The organism is Actinocatenispora sera (assembly GCF_018324685.1).
Lineage (GTDB): Bacteria > Actinomycetota > Actinomycetes > Mycobacteriales > Micromonosporaceae > Actinocatenispora > Actinocatenispora sera.
In genome coordinates, this window is record NZ_AP023354.1 from 3,863,735 (window position 1) to 3,880,478 (window position 16,744).

At 73.4% G+C, this 16,744-nt stretch carries 17 protein-coding genes; 12 read left to right on the forward strand and 5 right to left on the reverse strand.

The window, feature by feature from the left end; translation table 11 throughout:
* Nucleotides 1–11 precede the first annotated feature (11 nt).
* A complete protein-coding gene (locus tag Asera_RS18365) occupies nt 12–1,628 on the forward strand; it encodes an L-lactate permease (RefSeq protein ID WP_030447927.1) in 1,617 nt (538 codons plus the stop codon).
* A 110-nt stretch (nt 1,629–1,738) separates the two neighbouring features.
* On the opposite strand, the gene Asera_RS18370 is transcribed toward Asera_RS18365, so the two are convergent.
* Complete coding sequence (locus Asera_RS18370) at nt 1,739–2,335, reverse strand: TIGR03086 family metal-binding protein (RefSeq protein WP_030447928.1); 597 nt, start codon at nt 2,333–2,335, stop codon at nt 1,739–1,741.
* A gap of 52 nt (nt 2,336–2,387) precedes the next feature.
* Here Asera_RS18370 and Asera_RS18375 point away from each other — a divergent pair, with 52 nt between their 5' ends.
* Entirely contained in the window at nt 2,388–2,837 is a 450-nt protein-coding gene (locus Asera_RS18375) for a MarR family winged helix-turn-helix transcriptional regulator (RefSeq protein WP_030447929.1), read from the forward strand.
* Nucleotides 2,838–2,887: 50 nt separating this feature from the next.
* Here Asera_RS18375 and Asera_RS18380 read toward each other — a convergent pair whose 3' ends face one another.
* A complete protein-coding gene (locus Asera_RS18380; RefSeq protein ID WP_030447930.1) occupies nt 2,888–3,106 on the reverse strand; it encodes a DUF2277 domain-containing protein in 219 nt (72 codons plus the stop codon).
* A gap of 102 nt (nt 3,107–3,208) precedes the next feature.
* Here Asera_RS18380 and Asera_RS18385 point away from each other — a divergent pair, with 102 nt between their 5' ends.
* The 7 genes from Asera_RS18385 to Asera_RS18415 all read left to right on the forward strand — a co-directional run bounded on the left by Asera_RS18385 (nt 3,209) and on the right by Asera_RS18415 (nt 11,054).
* Nucleotides 3,209–3,718: a MaoC family dehydratase gene (locus Asera_RS18385; protein WP_342344423.1), complete on the forward strand. Its 510-nt coding sequence runs from the start codon at nt 3,209–3,211 to the stop codon at nt 3,716–3,718.
* A 73-nt stretch (nt 3,719–3,791) separates the two neighbouring features.
* A complete protein-coding gene (locus Asera_RS18390; RefSeq protein ID WP_030447932.1) occupies nt 3,792–4,841 on the forward strand; it encodes a LacI family DNA-binding transcriptional regulator in 1,050 nt (349 codons plus the stop codon).
* Between the two features lie 15 nt (nt 4,842–4,856).
* Nucleotides 4,857–6,029, forward strand: a complete 1,173-nt coding sequence (locus tag Asera_RS18395; RefSeq protein ID WP_035297656.1) for an extracellular solute-binding protein — start codon at nt 4,857–4,859, stop codon at nt 6,027–6,029.
* The gene (locus tag Asera_RS18400; protein WP_051802635.1) at nt 6,026–7,711 is read left to right on the forward strand and encodes an AMP-binding protein; all 1,686 of its coding nucleotides are present in this window, start codon (nt 6,026–6,028) and stop codon (nt 7,709–7,711) included. Before Asera_RS18395 ends, Asera_RS18400 begins: the two co-directional genes overlap by 4 nt.
* A 27-nt stretch (nt 7,712–7,738) precedes the next feature.
* Nucleotides 7,739–9,091, forward strand: coding sequence for an MFS transporter (locus Asera_RS18405; RefSeq protein ID WP_051802636.1), 1,353 nt, complete (start codon nt 7,739–7,741; stop codon nt 9,089–9,091).
* Nucleotides 9,091–10,284 carry a CaiB/BaiF CoA transferase family protein gene (locus Asera_RS18410; RefSeq protein WP_030447936.1) on the forward strand — a complete coding sequence of 398 codons (1,194 nt, stop codon included), beginning with the start codon at nt 9,091–9,093 and terminating at the stop codon, nt 10,282–10,284. The genes Asera_RS18405 and Asera_RS18410 overlap by 1 nt, the downstream gene beginning before the upstream one ends.
* Nucleotides 10,281–11,054: an enoyl-CoA hydratase/isomerase family protein gene (locus Asera_RS18415; protein ID WP_030447937.1), complete on the forward strand. Its 774-nt coding sequence runs from the start codon at nt 10,281–10,283 to the stop codon at nt 11,052–11,054. Before Asera_RS18410 ends, Asera_RS18415 begins: the two co-directional genes overlap by 4 nt.
* A gap of 29 nt (nt 11,055–11,083) precedes the next feature.
* On the opposite strand, the gene Asera_RS18420 is transcribed toward Asera_RS18415, so the two are convergent.
* The 3 genes from Asera_RS18420 to Asera_RS18430 are packed head-to-tail and all read right to left on the reverse strand — an operon-like array spanning nt 11,084 to nt 13,530.
* Nucleotides 11,084–11,632, reverse strand: coding sequence for a DinB family protein (locus Asera_RS18420; protein WP_051802637.1), 549 nt, complete (start codon nt 11,630–11,632; stop codon nt 11,084–11,086).
* Nucleotides 11,625–12,284, reverse strand: coding sequence for a universal stress protein (locus tag Asera_RS18425; RefSeq protein WP_212804636.1), 660 nt, complete (start codon nt 12,282–12,284; stop codon nt 11,625–11,627). Before Asera_RS18425 ends, Asera_RS18420 begins: the two co-directional genes overlap by 8 nt.
* Nucleotides 12,285–12,288: 4 nt before the next feature.
* Nucleotides 12,289–13,530, reverse strand: a complete 1,242-nt coding sequence (locus tag Asera_RS18430) for an SLC13 family permease (protein WP_030447940.1) — start codon at nt 13,528–13,530, stop codon at nt 12,289–12,291.
* Between the two features lie 178 nt (nt 13,531–13,708).
* Here Asera_RS18430 and Asera_RS18435 point away from each other — a divergent pair, with 178 nt between their 5' ends.
* From Asera_RS18435 to Asera_RS18445, 3 genes are all read left to right on the forward strand, one after another.
* Complete coding sequence (locus Asera_RS18435) at nt 13,709–13,981, forward strand: DUF3311 domain-containing protein (protein WP_425305948.1); 273 nt, start codon at nt 13,709–13,711, stop codon at nt 13,979–13,981.
* On the forward strand, nt 13,978–15,570 hold the full coding sequence (mctP, locus tag Asera_RS18440) for a monocarboxylate uptake permease MctP (protein ID WP_030447942.1): 1,593 nt from the start codon (nt 13,978–13,980) through the stop codon (nt 15,568–15,570). The genes Asera_RS18435 and mctP overlap by 4 nt, the downstream gene beginning before the upstream one ends.
* A gap of 243 nt (nt 15,571–15,813) precedes the next feature.
* A complete protein-coding gene (locus tag Asera_RS18445) occupies nt 15,814–16,725 on the forward strand; it encodes a serine hydrolase (RefSeq protein WP_030447943.1) in 912 nt (303 codons plus the stop codon).
* Nucleotides 16,726–16,744: the final 19 nt, after the last annotated feature.

Below are 16,744 nucleotides of genomic sequence, written 5' to 3' on the forward strand. Positions count from 1 at the left end.
GGGAGAGGCCCATGGACGCTCTTGCGCAGTCCTTCCACCAACCGTTGACCCCGCTCGGCGGGGTCCTGGGATCCACCCTGGTCGCACTCGTGCCGGTCGCGGTGCTGCTGGTGCTGCTCGCGGTGGTACGCATGTCCGCCTGGCGCGCGGTACTGGTCGGCTCCGTGGTCACCGTGCTGCTCGCGATCTTCGCCTGGCACGCCCCGGTCGGCGACGTGTTCGCCGCGTACGGCCTCGGCGCCGCGAGCGGTGTCTGGGCGGTCGACTGGATCGTGTTCTGGGGCGTGATCATCTACAACATCATGCGGGTCACCGGCGCGTTCGGTGCGTTCAAGGACTGGCTGGTGCACCAGGCGACCGCCGACATCCGGGTGCAGACGATCCTGCTCGCCTGGGCGTTCGGCGCGCTGATGGAGGGGCTGGTCGGCTTCGGCTACCCGTGGGCGGTGGTGGCGCCGATCCTGATCGGCCTGGGCGTGGCCGACCTCGCCGCGATCCGGGTCGCCGCCATCGCGAACAACGCGCCGGTCTCGTTCGGCGCGCTCGGCGCCCCGATCGTCGGACTGGCCGCGGTCACCGGGCTGCCGCTGATGGACCTGTCCGCCTCCATCGGCAAGATCGTCGCGGTACTGGCGCTGCTGCCGCCGTGGATCCTGATCTACCTGGTGGCGGGCAAGCGCGGGTTGCGGGACGGCTGGCCCCTCGCCGTGGTCGGCTCGCTCGCCTACATCGCCGGCCAGTTCCCGGTGTCGCAGTGGGTCGGCCCGTACCTGCCGGACATCACCGGTTCGCTGGTCTGCTTCGCCGCGTTGCTGGTACTGCTGAGGTTCTGGCGGCCGAAGCGGACCCTCGGCTACGGCGGGGTCGAGCTGCCGGCGTCCACTATGGAGTCTCAGGGGCCCGGGATCCGCACCGCGGTGCGCGGGCTCCTCCCGTTCGGGATCCTGATCGTGGTCGTGGTGGCGTGGACCGGGCCGTGGTCGCCGCTGCCCAAGTGGGTGCCGTTCAAGCCGGCCATCGAGGCGATCGGTTCGCTGGACGGCAAGCCGCTGTCGGTGAACTGGTCGTTCGCCCCGGCGATCGCCGGGACCGCGATCCTCGTGGCGGCGCTGATCATCGCCGCGGTCCTGCGGCCGCGGCCGGCGCAGATCCGTACCGTGTTCGCCGACACGTTCCGGCAGATGTGGGGCGCGCTGCTGGTCGGGCCGCTGGTGTTCGGCCTGGCGTACGTGTTCAACTTCGCCGGCATGGCCAACTCGATGGCGAACGGGTTCGCCAAGCTCGGCGTCGCGTTCATCATCGTCGCGCCGCTGCTGGGCTGGATCGCGGTCGCCCTGTCCGGCTCGAACACCTCGTCCAACGCCGTGTTCGGCGCGTTCCAGCTGTCCGTGGCGCGCATCCTGGGCGCGCCGCCGCTGCTGTTCCCGTCGCTGAACTCGGTCGGCGCCGAGGTCGGCAAGCCGGTGGCGCCGCAGACCGCGAGCGTCGGGGTGTCCACCACCAAGTTCGTCCGCAACGAGGGCGAGGTCATCCGGTACAACCTGGGCTGGACGCTGGTGATCCTGGTCTGGCTGGTGCTGGTCGGCCTGCTCTACTACTTCGTCTTCCCGGACACCATGCGCCTGTGAACCGCGCCCTGTGAACCGCGCCCTGTGAACCGCGCCCGGTGAACCGTCGACCGTGGCGCCGCGCCCGTGCCGTACCGGTGGGTGCGGCGCCACGCCCGCCCACCGAGCGGTCAGGCCGGCCCGGGCCGGCGGCCGAGGAGCAGCAGGATCTCGTCGAACGTCGCCGTCCCGGCGGGTACCTGATGGGCCGGGGCGAATGCGGCGCCGGGCGCGAGCCGCTCGGACCCGTCCGGTACCGCGCGGGCGATGCGCAGCGCGGCCGCGAGCACCGCGTCGTCGAGCGGCGGGGTGTCGAGGCCGAGGGCGGTGGCGACGTCCCAGCCGTGCACGACGTAGTCGACCAGGTGGAAGCCGATCGCCTGCGTGGCAGGGAAGTCCGGCGCGCGGGTGATCTCCGGCAGGGTGAACCGCCGGCGGTCGAGACCGGGCGCCGCGAAGGCGGTGAGCACCTGGTCGGCGGCGGCCAGGTGGGCGGCGACGGGGTCAGCCGCGAGCACCGGTCGCCAGGCCGCGAGGTCGTCGCCGCGTCCGGCGGCGGCCGCCGCGAAGCCGCGGTGCTGCCCGGTCATGTGAGCCAGCAGCGCGGCGAGGTCCCAGTCGCCGCACGGGGTGGGCCGGATCAGGTCGGCCGGTGTCACCCGGCGGACGACCTCGGCACTGGCACGGACGGCGCGGCGGTCCAGCTCGACCAGCGAATCAATGTGCATGTGCTTACGATGTGCGCACACACATGATTTGTCAAGGCGATAGATTCCCGGTATGGCCGAGCCCGCGAACCGACCCGACCTGGCCGCGATGATCGTGCCGCTCGGCAGGTCCCTGATGGCGGCCGAACAGCCGATCCTCGCCGCGCACGACCTGACGATGTGGGGCTACGTGGTGCTCAGCCACCTGCGCGGCACCCCGACCCGGACCCAGGCGGCGCTCGCCGACGCGATCGGCGCCGACCGCACCCGGATCATCGGGGTACTGGACGAGTTGCAGCAGCGCGGGCTCATCCGGCGCGAACCCGACCCGACCGACCGCCGGGTGCGGCTGCTGTCGCTGACCGCGGCCGGTCGCCGGTTGCGCGACACCGCCAGCGCCGCGATCCAGCGCAACGAGGAGCGCCTGCTCGCCGCGCTACCGCCCGCCGACCGCCGGGCGCTGCTGCGATCGTTGCGCACACTCGCCGCCCTGCCCCGGGACCGGATCGTCGGCACCGCCTGACCAGGACGCCGGCGGCGCGGGACGGGCGAGGCCGATGCGCGGTGGGAGGGTCAGGAGGCGGCCTGACCGCGGATTTCGAGGTGGTCGAGCAGGTGCTGGGTGGCGTGCGCGATCTCGGCGACGGCCCGGTCGAACGCCTCCTGGTTGTGCGCCGCCGGGGCGCGGAAGCCGCTGATCTTCCGCACGTACTGCAGAGCGGCGGCGCGCACGTCGGCGTCGGTGACCTCGGTCGCGTACGGCGGGCGCAGGGTCTTGATGCTTCGGCACATGCCCCGACCGTAGCGCCGGGGTGCGACGAGCGGCGCCCGCCGCTCGTCGCGGGATACCCCCGTACGGAGTCTTGACCGGGTCGGCCGCCGTCCGGTAAAACGTTGAACCACTCAGGTAAAACGTTTGTTCACCCGACGGAGAAGGGCGCCGTGCAGACAGTCACGCGGTACTTCGAGGACCACGCGGTCGGGGATCGGCGGGTGAGCACCGGCCGGACGATCACCGAGTCGGACATCGTCCTGCACGCCGGGCAGACCGGCGACTGGTTCCCGCACCACGTCGACGCGCAGTGGTGCGCCGAGCAGGAGTTCGGCCAGCGGATCGCGCACGGCACCCTGATCCTGTCGGTCGCGGTCGGGATGACCGCCGGCGACATCAACCCGGCCTCGGTCAGCTACGGCTACGACCGGATCCGGTTCGTCGCGCCGGTGTTCATCGGCGACACGATCCACGTCGAGGCCCGGATCACCGAGTTGCGCGACCACCGCAGCCGCACCGACGTCGGCTTCGTCGACGAGCTGGTCACCGTCACCAACCAGCACGAGGCGGTGGTGCTCGTGCTCACGCACCTCTACCTGGTGCAGCGGCGGCCGGCCGGGGACCCCGCATGAGCGCGCGCCAGCGAGCGAAGCACGGGCATCGTGTGCGGTGCTCCGGCGGCGCTCCGGCGAAGGAGGAACGGCGATGAGCCGCCGACCCAGCCTGTCCGACGTGGCGAAGCGGGCCGAGGTGTCGGTGTCGCTGGTGTCGCGCATCCTGTCCGGCGACGCCACGGTACGGGCGCGTCCCGAGACGCAGCAGCGGGTGCACGAGGTCGCCGCCGAGCTGGGGTACCAGCCGCACGGCGCGGCCCGGGCGCTGCGGCTGTCCCGGGCCGGTGCGCTGGGGTTGGTCGTCCACGAGGTGTCCAACCCGATCCACGCCGAGATCATCCGCGGCGCGCAGGCCGCCGCGACCGCCGCCGGCCAGGTACTGCTGCTGTCGGACGCGCCGGAGCTCGCCGCCAACGCCGACGCCTTCGCCCAGCTGGTCGGTACCGGCCGGATCGACGGGTTGATGTGGCAGGGCAGCGGCGAGGACTACGACGACGAGCTGGTCGCCCGCGCCGCCCGGCAGCTGCCGACGGTACTGGTCAACAGCCGGCCGCGGGCCGGCGTACCGGCGCTGCGGCTGGACGACGAGGCCGCCGCGTGGCTGGCGGTCGAGCACCTGATCGAGCTGGGCCACCGCCACATCGCCTACGTCGGCGGCCGGCCCGGCGCCGACCTGACCGAGCGGCGGTACGCCGGCTACGTCGGCGCGCTCCGCGACCACGACCTGTCGGTCCGTCCGGAGTGGACGGTCGAGCGGGAGTGGGACGCACCGGCCGGGCACGCCGCGATGGCCCAGCTGCTCGCCGCCGATCCGCGGCCGACCGCGGTGTTCGTGGCGAACGTGGTGGTCGCGGTCGGCGCGCTCGCCGCCGCGCGGGAGGCCGGCGTCGCGGTACCCGAACAGCTGTCGGTGATCGCCGTGCACGACGCCTGGTTCGTCGCGCACGGCGCGCCGCCGCTGACCACCGTGCGGCTGCCGCTGGACCGGCTCGGCGCGGAGGCGGTCCAGCGGCTGCTGTCCGGCGAGGCCGGCCCCGCCCCCGCGGGCGATCCCGCCACCGAGCGGGGAATCGTGCTCGCCGACCCGCCGCCGAAGCTGCTGGTCCGTGGCTCCACCACCCGACCCGAAGGGATGCGCTGACCCGTGTTGCGCGGCATGACCTGGAACCACCGCCGCGGCCTGGCGCCGCTGCTCGCGGCGACCGAACGGTTCGGCGTACCGATCCGCTGGGAGGCGCGGTCGCTGCGCGAGTTCGAGGACGTACCGGTGGCCGACCTCGCCGCGAGGTACGACCTGATCGCCGTCGACCACCCGCACGTCGGTCAGGCCGCCGCCACCGGTGCGTTCCTGCCGCTGGACGGGGCGCTGCCGGCGGGCGTGCTCGACGCGCAGCGGGCCGGCAGCGTCGGGCCCAGCTTCGCCAGCTACACCTGGCAGGGCCGGCAGTGGGCGCTACCGATGGACGCCGCGGCGCAGGTCAGCGCGTACCGGCCGGATCTGCTGCCGGCACCGCCGAGGCGCTGGGACGAGGCGCTGGAGCTGCTGCGCGACGGGGCGGTGACCGGCCTGCTGCCGGCGAACCCGACCCACCTGTGGTCGAGCTTCCTGTCGCTGTGCCACCAGCACGCGTCACTCGCCGCCGGTCCGGCGGTCTCCGGTGGCTCCGGCCCGTCCGGCGGACCCGGCGTGGTCGATACGGCCGGGCCCGACTCGCGGCCGGACTGGTGGCCGGCCGACGGGATCGAGCCGGACGTCGCCGCCGGCGCGTTGACCCAGCTGCGCGCGGTACTCGCGGTCGCCGACCCGGCGTCGCTGGACAGCGATCCGATCCAGGTGCTGGACGAGATGGCGACCGGCGACCGGATCGGCTACGCGCCACTGATCTTCGGCTACGTCAACTACGCCCGGCCGACCGCCGGACGGCGGCTGGTCCGGTTCGCCGACGCGCCCAGCGCCAGCGGCGCCCCGGTCGGCACCATGCTCGGCGGCGTCGGGCTGGCCGTCTCGGCCCGCTGCGCCGACCCGGACGCCGCGCTGCGGTTCGCCGCCGCGGTGGTCGATCCGGCGTTCCAGGCCGGCGGGTACGCGAGCGCCGGCGGGCAGCCCGGCCACCGCGCGGCGTGGACCGACCCGGCCGTCAACGCCGCCAGTACCGACTTCTTCGTCGCCACGCTGTCCACACTGGACAGATCGTTCCTGCGCGGCCGGGACGCCGGTTATCCGGCCTTCCAGCGCGCCGCCGGCGAGGCGTTGCATGCCGGGATCCGGCGCGGCGACGGCGACCGCAAGATCCTCGCCGCGATCCGGCAACGGTGGCAGCGCCGATGAGCGAAACGACGCTGGCCGGGCTGACCCGGCGCGCGCACGAGCGGTACGCGGCGGCCCCGGCGCTGCTCACCCCCGCCGGCTGGTGGGGCTTCGCCGAGCTGGGCGCGGCGGCCCGGCGCACCGCGTACCGGTTGGCGCGGCTCGGGTTGCGGCCCGGCGACCGGGTGCTGCTCGCGCTCGCCAACTCCGCGGTGCTGATGGTCTGCGAGCACGCCCTGTTCGGCAGCGGTGTGGTCCGGGTGGCGGTGTCCGAGCGGCTGCACCCGCGCGAGATCGCCGGCATCGCGGCCGACTGCGCGGCGGCGCTGGTGATCTGCGAGGACGGCGCCGCGGCAGCGGTCCGCGCGCTGGTTGCGCCGGCACCGCCCGGGACCGGAACGCCGGCCGGGCACCGCGACGGTGAACCACCGGCGAAGGGCGGTCCCGGAGCGGCGGGCGGGGCTCGCGGCCCGGTGGTGCTCACGGCGGACGAGGCCGCCGAGCTGGCGGCGCCCGGCGTACCGGACCGGTGGCCGGACTGGCCGCTGCCCGGCGTCGACGACCTTGCCGCGTTGATGTACACGTCCGGCTCGACCGGGCAGCCGAAGGGCGCGATGGTCAGTCAGCGCGGCTGGGTGGCCATGCTGCGCGGGTTCTGGACCGCGCTGCCGCCGCTCGGGCCCGGTGACGTCGCGGTACACGCGGCGCCGATGAGCCACTTCGGCGGGTCGGTCGGCACCGCGGTCGCGTTGCGCGGCGGCGCGTCGGTGCCGGTACGCCGGTTCGACGCCGGGTCGGTGCTGGACACGGTGGCACGGCACCGGGCGACGGTACTGCCCAGCGTGCCGACGATACTCAAGGCGCTCACCGAGGCGGCCGCCGGGCGCACCGATCTCGGTTCGCTGCGCGCGATCCCGTACGGCGGGTCGGGCATCTCGGCGCCCGCCGCGGCGCGGGCGCACCAGGCGTTCGGCGCGGTGCTCTACCAGTGCTACGGCCTGAGCGAGGCGCTCGCCCCGGTCACCGTGCTGGACGCCCGCGACCACGCCGCCGGCGGCGACCGGCTGGCCTCGGCCGGTCGCCCGACACCCGAGGTCGAGCTCCGCATCGTCCCGGTCGAGCCGGATCCGCCGACCGGGCCTCCCGCCGGCGCCGAACCGGGTGCAAACCCCGGTCCGCCCGACGCTCCGGCAGCGTCCGGTGTGGACGGTGTGGTCGGCGAGGTGTGGCTGCGCGGTGCCTGCGTGCTGCCCGGCTACTGGGACCGGCCGGCGGCGACCGCCGCGGCACGCACCGCGGATGGCTGGTTTCGTACCGGCGACATCGGCCGCATCGACGCGGCCGGCTACCTGTACCTGGTCGACCGGATCTCGGACGTGATCGTGTCCGGCGGCTTCACCGTCTATCCGTCCGAAGTGGAGCGTGCCATCGCCGAACTGCCCGAGGTCGCCGACGTGGTCGTCTTCGGGATACCGCACGAGCGGTGGGGCGAGGCCGTCGCGGCGCTGGTGGTACCCGGCGCCGGCACCCGACTGTCCACGGCGGACGTCGTCCAGGCCTGCCGGGACCGGTTGGCGAGCTACAAGAAACCGTTGCAGGTCGAGATCGCCGCGGCGCTGCCCACCTCCAGTACCGGCAAGGTCGCCCGCCGCGCGCTGCGCGCCGCGGCCTGGGCCCGGCACGAGCGACACGTCGGCGAGTGACCCCCTCCGTCACCGAAAGGTGCTGTCATGACAGCAAGGACCCCGGTAGCCGCCGGCGAGAGCCGGTTCCGGTACCGCTGGGCGGTACTGAGCATGAACTTCCTGGTGCTCGGGCTCAACTACGCCGACCGGGCGGCGATCGGTGTGGCCGCACCGCTGATCATCGCCAAGTACGGCTTCAGCAAGGGCACCTGGGGCTGGATCGCCGCGGTGTTCTCGCTCGGCTACGCCCCGTTCTGCTTCGTCGGCGGCGCCACCTCGGACCGGTTCGGGCCGCGCAAGGTGATGGCACTCGCGGTCGGCTGGTGGTCGCTGTTCACCGCGCTGACCGCGGCCGGGTTCGGCTTCGTCAGCTTCATGATCATCCGGTTCCTGTTCGGCTTCGGTGAGGGGCCGCAGGCGTCGGTGACCGCGAAGACCATGTCGAACTGGTTCCCGCAGCGCAAGCTCGGCACCTCGCTGGGGCTGTCGCAGGCGTCCACGCCGCTTGGCGGGGCGGTCGGCACCCCGATCGTGGTGGCGCTGATCGAGGCGTTCGGCGGCAACTGGCGCGCTCCGTTCATCATCCTCGGCGCGATCGGGATCCTGTTCCTGATCGGCTGGTGGGTCGTCGTCCGGGACCGCCCGGAGGCGCACCCGTGGGTACGGCCGGTCGAGGTCGAGGAGATGCGGACCGACGCCGCGGCGCACGAGCAGGCCGCGGTCGGTGCCGACGAGCCGGAGCGCAGCCTGTTCGGGTACCTGCGGATGCCGATCGTGCTCGCCACCGCGCTGACCTACTTCGGCTACAGCTGGGTGCTGTTCACGTTCCTCACCTGGTTCCCCGACTTCCTGCACGAGGCGCACCACCTGGACCTGTCGCAGATCGCGCTGACCGGCTCGATCCCGTGGCTGTGCGGGTTCGTCGGGCTGGCGCTGGGCGGCGTGTTCACCGACGCGCTGGGCCGCCGGATCGGCCTGTTCAACTCCCGCAAGTGGACCACGGTCGTCGGGCTGCTGCTGGTCGCCTGCGCGTTCGGCCCGGTCGGCATCGTCCGCTCCGCCTACGGCGCGGTGGCGTTGATGGCCGTCACCGTGTTCATCCTGTACATCGTCGGGGCGCAGTTCTTCGCCATCATCGGCCCGGTGATCCCGTTCCGCCGGTTCGGCACGGTGTCCGGGTTCGTGCACTTCATCGCGAACATCGCCGGCATCATCGCGCCGATCGTGCTGGGCTACGTGGTGGACGCCACCGACTCCTGGGAGCTGTCGTTCGTGGTGTCCGCGATCGTCGTCGCGGTACCGGCCATCCTGCTCGCCGTACTCGGCCGGGACCGCCGCAGGGACGCGCCGAGCACCGAACCCGCCGCCGCGGCGGCGCCGTCGAGAGGGGACCGCTGATGCCCGGGGCACTGGACGGGATCCGCATCCTGGACTTCACCCAGATGATGCTCGGCCCGTACGCCACCCAGCTGCTCGCCGATCTCGGCGCCGACGTGATCAAGGTCGAGCGCCGGGAGGGCGAGTGGGAGCGCCGGCTGGAGATGATGGGCGAACTCGTCGGCGCCCCCGGCAACGGCGCGCCGGACTCGGCCGCGTTCCTTGCCATGAACCGGAACAAGCGGTCGGTGGCGGTCGACCTGAAGTCGCCGGCCGGCCGGGACGCGCTGCTGCGACTCGCCGCGACCTGCGACGTGGTGGTGGAGAACTTCCGGCCCGGCGTGCTGGCCCGGCTCGGCCTCGGCTACGACGAGATGCGCGCGGTGCGGCCGGACATCATCTACTGCTCCGGCTCCGGGTGGGGGCAGGACACGGTGTTCGCGAAACAGGGTCGGCCGGGCCAGGACCTGCTCATCCAGGCCATGTCCGGGCTCGCCGCGGCTGGCGGTCGTGCGGGCGACCCGCCGACCCCGGCCGGTACGTCCATCGTGGACGCGTCGACCGCGCTGACGCTGTCCAACGGCATCCTCGCCGCCCTCGTCGCGCGGGAGCGGCACGGCATCGGGCAGCGCGTCGAGGTCGACCTGTACTCGACCGCGATCGCGTTGCAGTGCCAGGAGATCTCCGCGATGGTCAACCAGCACGAGCGGTGGCACCGGTCGGCCGCCGGGGTCGGCCAGGCGTGGCTGTCCGCACCGTTCGGGGTGTACGCCACCGCCGACGGGCACGTTGCGATCGCGATGGCACCGGTAGCGGAGGTCGCCCAGCTGCTCGGCGTGACCGGCCTCGACGACGCCGACGCGTGGGCCGACCGCGACGCGATCAAGACGGCACTGGAGGCGGTCACCGCGCTGCGGCCGGCGGACGGGCTGGTCGACTCGCTGCTCGCGGCGGGCATCTGGTGCGCCCGGGTGCGTACCACCGCGGAGGCGGTCGACGAACTGCGCGACCAGGGCCACGACCTGGTCGTCACCGTCGACCACCCGAGCCACGGCCGGCTGGAGCTGATCGGCTGCCCGGTACGGCTGTCCGGCACGCCCTGGCAGCTGCGGCTGCCGCCGCCGATCGCCGGCCAGCACACCGACGAGGTGCTCGGCGAGGTACTCACCGGCGACGAGCTGGCGACGCTGCGGGCGCAGGGAGCGGTCGGATGAGTCACCTGGTGGTCGACCGCGCCGACGCGGTACTCACGATCCGGATCGACCGCGAGGAGGCGCTCGGCGCGCTGTCTCGGGCGATGGTCGCCGAACTCGGGGAGCGGCTGCGCGCGGTCCGGGCCGACGACACGGTGCGCGCGGTGGTCCTGACCGGCACCGGTCGCGGCTTCGTCGCCGGCGCCGACATCGGCGAGTACGACGGGGCCAGCACCGCCGAGTTCGACGCCTACCAGCGGCTGTCCCGCTCGGTGTTCGGCGAGCTCGCCGCGCTGCCACAGCCCACCGTGGCCGCGGTCAACGGGTACGCGTTCGGCGGCGGCTTCGAGCTCGCGCTGTGCTGCGACTTCATCGTCGCCTCCGAGCGGGCCCGGTTCGCGCTGCCGGAGGTGAAGCTCGGCCTGATCCCCGGCGGTGGCGGCACCCAGCGGCTGGCCCGCGCGCTGGGTACCCGGCTGGCCAAGGAGCTGGTGCTCACCGGCCGCACGCTGTATCCGGACGAGGCCGACCGGCGCGGCCTGCTCACCCGGCTGGTACCGCCGGACGAGCTGGCGGGCGCCGCCGCGGAGTTCGCCGCGCAGCTGGCCGCCGGAGCGCCACTCGCGGTACGGGAGGCCAAGCGGGTGATCGACGAGGGGGTCCGGCAGGAGCTGGACGCCGCGCTGAGCGCCGAACAGGCCGCGCTGGCCCGGCTGTTCGCCTCCGCCGACGGCCGGGAGGGCATCGCCGCCTTCCGGGCCAAGCGCGCGCCCACCTTCACCGGCCGCTGACCCGCCGCGGTGGCCCGCCGCGGTGACCGCTACTCGCCGGTGCGGCCGTCGGCGAGTTCCCGGGTGATGTCGAGGTGGCCGAGGTGCCGGGCATACTCCTGGATCAGGTGGCAGTAGATCCAGCCGAGCGTCGGCGCCTCCTCCTCGCCGGCGAACCGGCCGGTCGGCGCGCCGCGTTCGGCGATGTCGTGCCCGGCGACCGCGGCCCGGCACCGGTCGACCTCGTCCCGGTGCCCGGCGAGCAGGCTCGCCGCGGTCGCGCCGGCCGGCACCCGCCACGGCGCGTCCGTCTCGTCCGGGTCGGCATCTGCCCACACGTCGTCGAGCTGCTCGCCGGCGAAGCCCCAGCGCAGCCAGCGGCGCTCCACGTTGGTCAGGTGCCACAACAGCCCGAGCGGCGACCACCCGGACGGCACCCGGCTGACCACCAGCTGCTCCTCGCTCAACCCGGCCAGCTTGCGCCCCAACGCTTCCCGGTAACCGTCGAGGAACCCGACCAGCAGCTCGTTCGGATCGTCCACCGACGTGCCCGGTTCCCGCAACGCGTCCTGCCGCGGCGCCGCCTGTTGCTCACCCATCCCGGCACCGTACCGTGCCGAATCCGGCACCGCGCCCGGGCCGCGGGGGCGGGAGTCCCACCCCGACACCGCGCCGCCCGGCGACGGCGATCCGCCATGCGGCTCGGAGACCGATCGCCCCGTCACGACCCCGGCGGTACCGGCGGGGTCGGTGGCGGCGGCGCGGGCGGGTGGTGCGGGGAGGGGGCGGCAGCGTGGTGAGGTCGGGTGGTTCGTCCGGCCAGACCAGCAGGACCCGGCAGGGCGCGTGGTCCAGGACGAACCGGGTCGGCGGCGCGATGCTGGGCGGGCCGAGCCGGGTGTGGTCGCCGTCTCGGGCCAGCACCAGCAGGCCGGCGCGCTCGCAGGCGGCCACCACGTCGCGTTCCGGCTGCCCGGACCGGCGGGCCTGCCGGTCGGCAGCGCGGCCCAACCGCGTCGCCGCGGCGGCCAGCAGCAGGCCGGCGGCACGGTCCTGCTCGGCGCCGAGTCGCTCCAGCGGGTCCGGGCCGCCGCGGCCGAGCAGCGCCCCGTCGGCCCCGTCGGCCAGCTCGACCAGCCGGTCGTCGGCGGTGGCGAGCAGCACGACGTCGTCGTCGGCGGCCGCGACGGCGCCGGCCGCGTCGACCACGGACTCCCAGGTACCGGGCAGCAGCCAGGCCACGATGCGCATCGAATCACCCGATTCCGGTCAGCCGTAGCCCGCACCATAGCGCGACGGTGGCCACGACCAGGCCCGCCGGTACCGTCGAGGCGCCCAGGCGGAGGAACTCGCCCGCGGCCGGGCGGGCGTCGTGCGCGTGCAGGATCCGGCGCCACAGCAGGGTGGCGAGCGAACCGACGTAGGTCAGGTTCGGCCCGATGTTGACGCCCAGCAGCACCGCGAGCACCAGACCCGGTCGGGTCGCCACGACCGGTACCAGGATCAGCGTGGCCGGCAGGTTGTTGACCAGGTTGGCGAGGACCGCGGCGAGCAGCGCGACGGCGAGCAGCGCGAGCAGCCCGGTGGCGCCGGGTACCAGGGTGCCCACCAGGTCGGCGAGCCCGGCCCGGCGCACCGCGAGGACCACCACGCCGAGCCCGAACACGAACGCGAGGAAGCCGGGGTTCGCCGCCCGGAGCAGGTGCAGCAGGTCGGCCGGCCGGCGTACCCGGCGCGCGGCGAGGACCACCGCGCCGGCCGCGGCCACCCAGGCCGGCGCGATCCCGAACGGCTCCGCCACCGCGAACCCGACCAGCGTCGCGGCCAGGACGCTCAGCGCGTACACCGGCGGCGGCGTGCCGGCCGGCGGCGCCACCGCATGGGTCGGGGTGCCCAGATCGGCGGCGAAGAACCGGCGGAACACCAGGTACTCCACCGCGATGACGGCCAGCCACGGTACCGCCATCAGCCCGGTGAACGACACGAAGCTCAAGCCCGACGCGGCGAACGCGAGCAGGTTGGTCAGGTTCGAGACCGGCAGCAGCAGCGAGGCCGAGTTGGCCAGGTGGGTGCAGGCGTACACGTGCGGCCGGGCCCGCACCGACAGCAGCGCGGCGGTGCGGAACACCACCGGTGTCAGCAGCACCACGGTGGCGTCCAGGCTCAGCGCCGCCGTCACCACCGCGGCCACCGCGAACACCACGGCCAGCAGCCGGCGCGGCGAACCGCGGCTGGCCCGGGCGGCGAGCGTGCCAGCGAGGTCGAACACGCCGGCGTCGGCGGCGAGCTGGGCGAGCACCAGTACCGCGGCGAGGAAGCCGACGGTGGGGCCGAGCGCACCGAGCTCGTGCACCGCAAGCCGGACCGGCACCAGCCCGAGGGCGACGGCGAGCAGCGCCGCCGGTACCGCGGCCACCGCCTCCGGCAGCCGGCGCGGCCGCACGATCGCGAACGCGAGAACGGCGAGCAGCAACCCCACCGCCCCCACCGTCCGCATGCCGGCAGGTTACGCGACGTACCGGTCGACGTTCGGCGGAAGAGTCGGTGCTTCGGATGGGTTTCGCCAGGCCGGGCGCGGGCTTACGATGCGCCTGCCCGTCGCGTGACGGGCGTCATACCGCTCGGTGCGGCTGAACCCCAGCCACACCGTTCCGGGAGGAGGAGGCGGTCTCACAGTGACCGAACCTGAATCAGGCGGCGCGTCCGGCTCGGACGGCACCGCCAGGGAGACGACGTCCGGCGACGTGCCCCGCCGGTCCGATCGCAGCGCCTGGAACTGGCTGCTGCTGTTGCCCATCGTCATCCCACTGATCACACCGCTGTTCAACCGGGATCACCCGCGGCTGGGCGGGATCCCGATGTTCTACTGGCTCCAGATCGCGTTCATCATCCTCGGCGTCGGCGGCACCACGATCGTCTACCAGGTCGGAAAGCGGAGGAAGGGATGAGCGGCGGGCATGTGACCGAACTGGTCATCTTCATCGTGCTGTTCGCCGCCGTCGCGGTGATCGGCTTCTGGGCCGCGCGGTGGCGCAAGCCCGGCGACATGATGCACCTGAACGAGTGGGGTCTGGGCGGCCGCAGCTTCGGCACCTGGATCACCTGGTTCCTGGTCGGCGGCGACCTCTACACCGCGTACACGTTCGTCGCGGTGCCGGCGCTGGTGTTCGGTGCCGGCGCGATGGGCTTCTTCGCGGTGCCCTACACCGTGGTCGTCTACCCGTTGGTGTTCCTGGTACTCATCCGGCTCTGGTCGGTGTCGCACCGGCACGGCTTCGTCACCCCGGCCGACTTCGTCCGGGCCCGGTTCGGGTCGCCGACGCTCGCGTTGCTGGTGGCGATCACCGGCATCGTCGCGACGATGCCGTACATCGCGCTGCAGCTGGTCGGCATCCAGGCGGTGCTCAAGACGATGGGCTTCGGCTCGCACTGGCCGCTGGTCATCGCGTTCCTGGTGCTCGCGGCGTACACGTTCCAGTCCGGGCTGCGGGCGCCGGCGCTGATCGCGTTCGTCAAGGACCTGCTCATCTACGCGGTCATCATCGTCACCGTCATCTACATCCCCTACAAGCTCGGCGGGTTCGGCCACATCTTCGACGCGGCGAGCAAGCACTTCAGCTCGACGACGCCGCCGACCGGCTCGATCGTGCTGGGCGCCAACAACCAGCTCAACTACGCCACCCTGGCGTTCGGCTCGGCGCTCGCCCTGTTCCTGTACCCGCACAGCGTGACCGGGGTACTGGCGTCCAAGAGCCGCAACGTGATCAAGCGCAACATGTCCGCGCTGCCGGCGTACTCGTTCCTGCTCGGGCTGATCGCGCTGCTCGGTTTCATGGCGATCGCGGCCGGCACCACGCCGATCGGCAAGGACGGCAACACGATCGTGCCGCGGCTGTTCGACCAGATGTTCCCGAGCTGGTTCGCCGGCATCGCGTTCGCCGCCGTCGGCATCGGCGCGCTGGTACCGGCGGCGATCATGTCGATCGCGGCAGCCAACCTGTTCACCCGCAACATCTGGCGCGAGTACATCAAGAAGGACGCCTCACCGCGGCACGAGGCGTGGGTGAGCAAGATCGTGTCGCTGCTGGTGAAGTTCGGCGCGCTGCTGTTCATCGTGTTCCTGAACCCGCAGTTCTCCATCGATCTGCAGCTGATCGGCGGCGTGATCATCCTGCAGACGCTGCCGTCGGTGGCGCTGGGGCTGCTCACCCGGTGGTTCCACCGCTGGGCGCTGGTGGTCGGTTGGGCGGCCGGGATGGCGATCGGGATGTGGATGCTCTACACGATCCCGAACCCGAAGACCGGGCACCTGCATTTCGGTGGGTCGGCGTTCGCGTTGTCCAAGCTCGGCTTCGACACCGACTGGACGATCTACACCGGGTTCGTCGCGGTCATCGTCAACCTGCTCGTCGCGGCGATCGCCACGCTGATCCTCAAGGCGGCCAAGGCACCCGACGGGGCCGACGCCACCAAGCCGGACGACTACACGGCGGACGAGGGCGACCCGAAGGTCTCGGAGGTACCCGTGGCCGTGTGACCGTGGTGGTTCCGACGGGCCGGTGCCGGCCCGACCGCGGTGGTTTCCGTGGTGCCGGCGCCGGCCACACCGGGGCCGGCGGCCTGATCCCCGGGCCGTCGGGCACCCTCGTGCGGCGCACGCTCCGTGGCCGGAGCGGGCGCCGTCGTCTGCCGGCATCCCTTGGTACGACGCTCCCGGCGGGCCGAAAGGTTGCCATCCGGCCCGGCCAGCTTTTCGCCGTTCCCGCGCCGTGTAAGGGGTATGAGACGGACACTCCTGATCGTCGCCGCGATCGCCGTCGGGGTGCTGTTGACCGGCGTCGGGCTGTGGGTCGCCCCCGGCCACACCGCCGACTCCACCCCGGCTGCGGCCGCCGCACCCAGCAGACGCGCCTCGGTCGCCATGCCCACGCCGGCCGGCCCGCCCGTCCGGACCGTACCGGCACCGTCCACCCGCAGCGCCGCGGCGACTCCGGGGCCGGCCGTACTGCCCGACCGCGTCGTGCGGCACGCGCTCGGCGCCGTCGTGGGCGGCCGGGTCGGCCTCGCCGTGTACGACCTGCGGACCGACACGGTGCTCGCCCACAGCGGCGCACGGCAGGCGTTCCCCACCGAATCGGTGGTCAAGCTGCTCATCGCGCTCGACGCGCTGCGCCACGGTGACTCCGCCGGGGTGGTCGCCGAGATGTTGTCCCGCTCCGACGACCAGACCGCCACCCAACTGTGGGACCGCAACGGTGGCCCGCAGATCGTGACCCGGATGGCCCAACGGATCGGGCTCGCGCACACCAGCCCGCCCGACATCGGGTACATGTGGGGCGACACCCGCACCACCGCGGACGACCTGATCACGCTCTACCGGTACCTGCTGCATTCCGCGCCGCCCGCCGCGACCGACGTCGTCGTCACCGCGCTGGCCGACGCCACCCGCCTCGGTGCGGACGGCTTCTACCAGTACTTCGGAATTCCGGCCGCCGCCGAGGGCCGTTCCTGGGCCGTCAAGCAGGGCTGGGCGTGCTGCCGCCCGGGCCGCGCCCTGCACACCACCGGCATCGTCGACGGCCGCTACCTGATCGTGGTACTGACCACCCATCCGCCGCAGACCACCTGGGCCACCGCCGAAGGCCAACTCACCGCCCTCGTCACCCGCCTGCTCCACCACCTCCCCGCCTGACCACCTCGCGCCGGCGGAG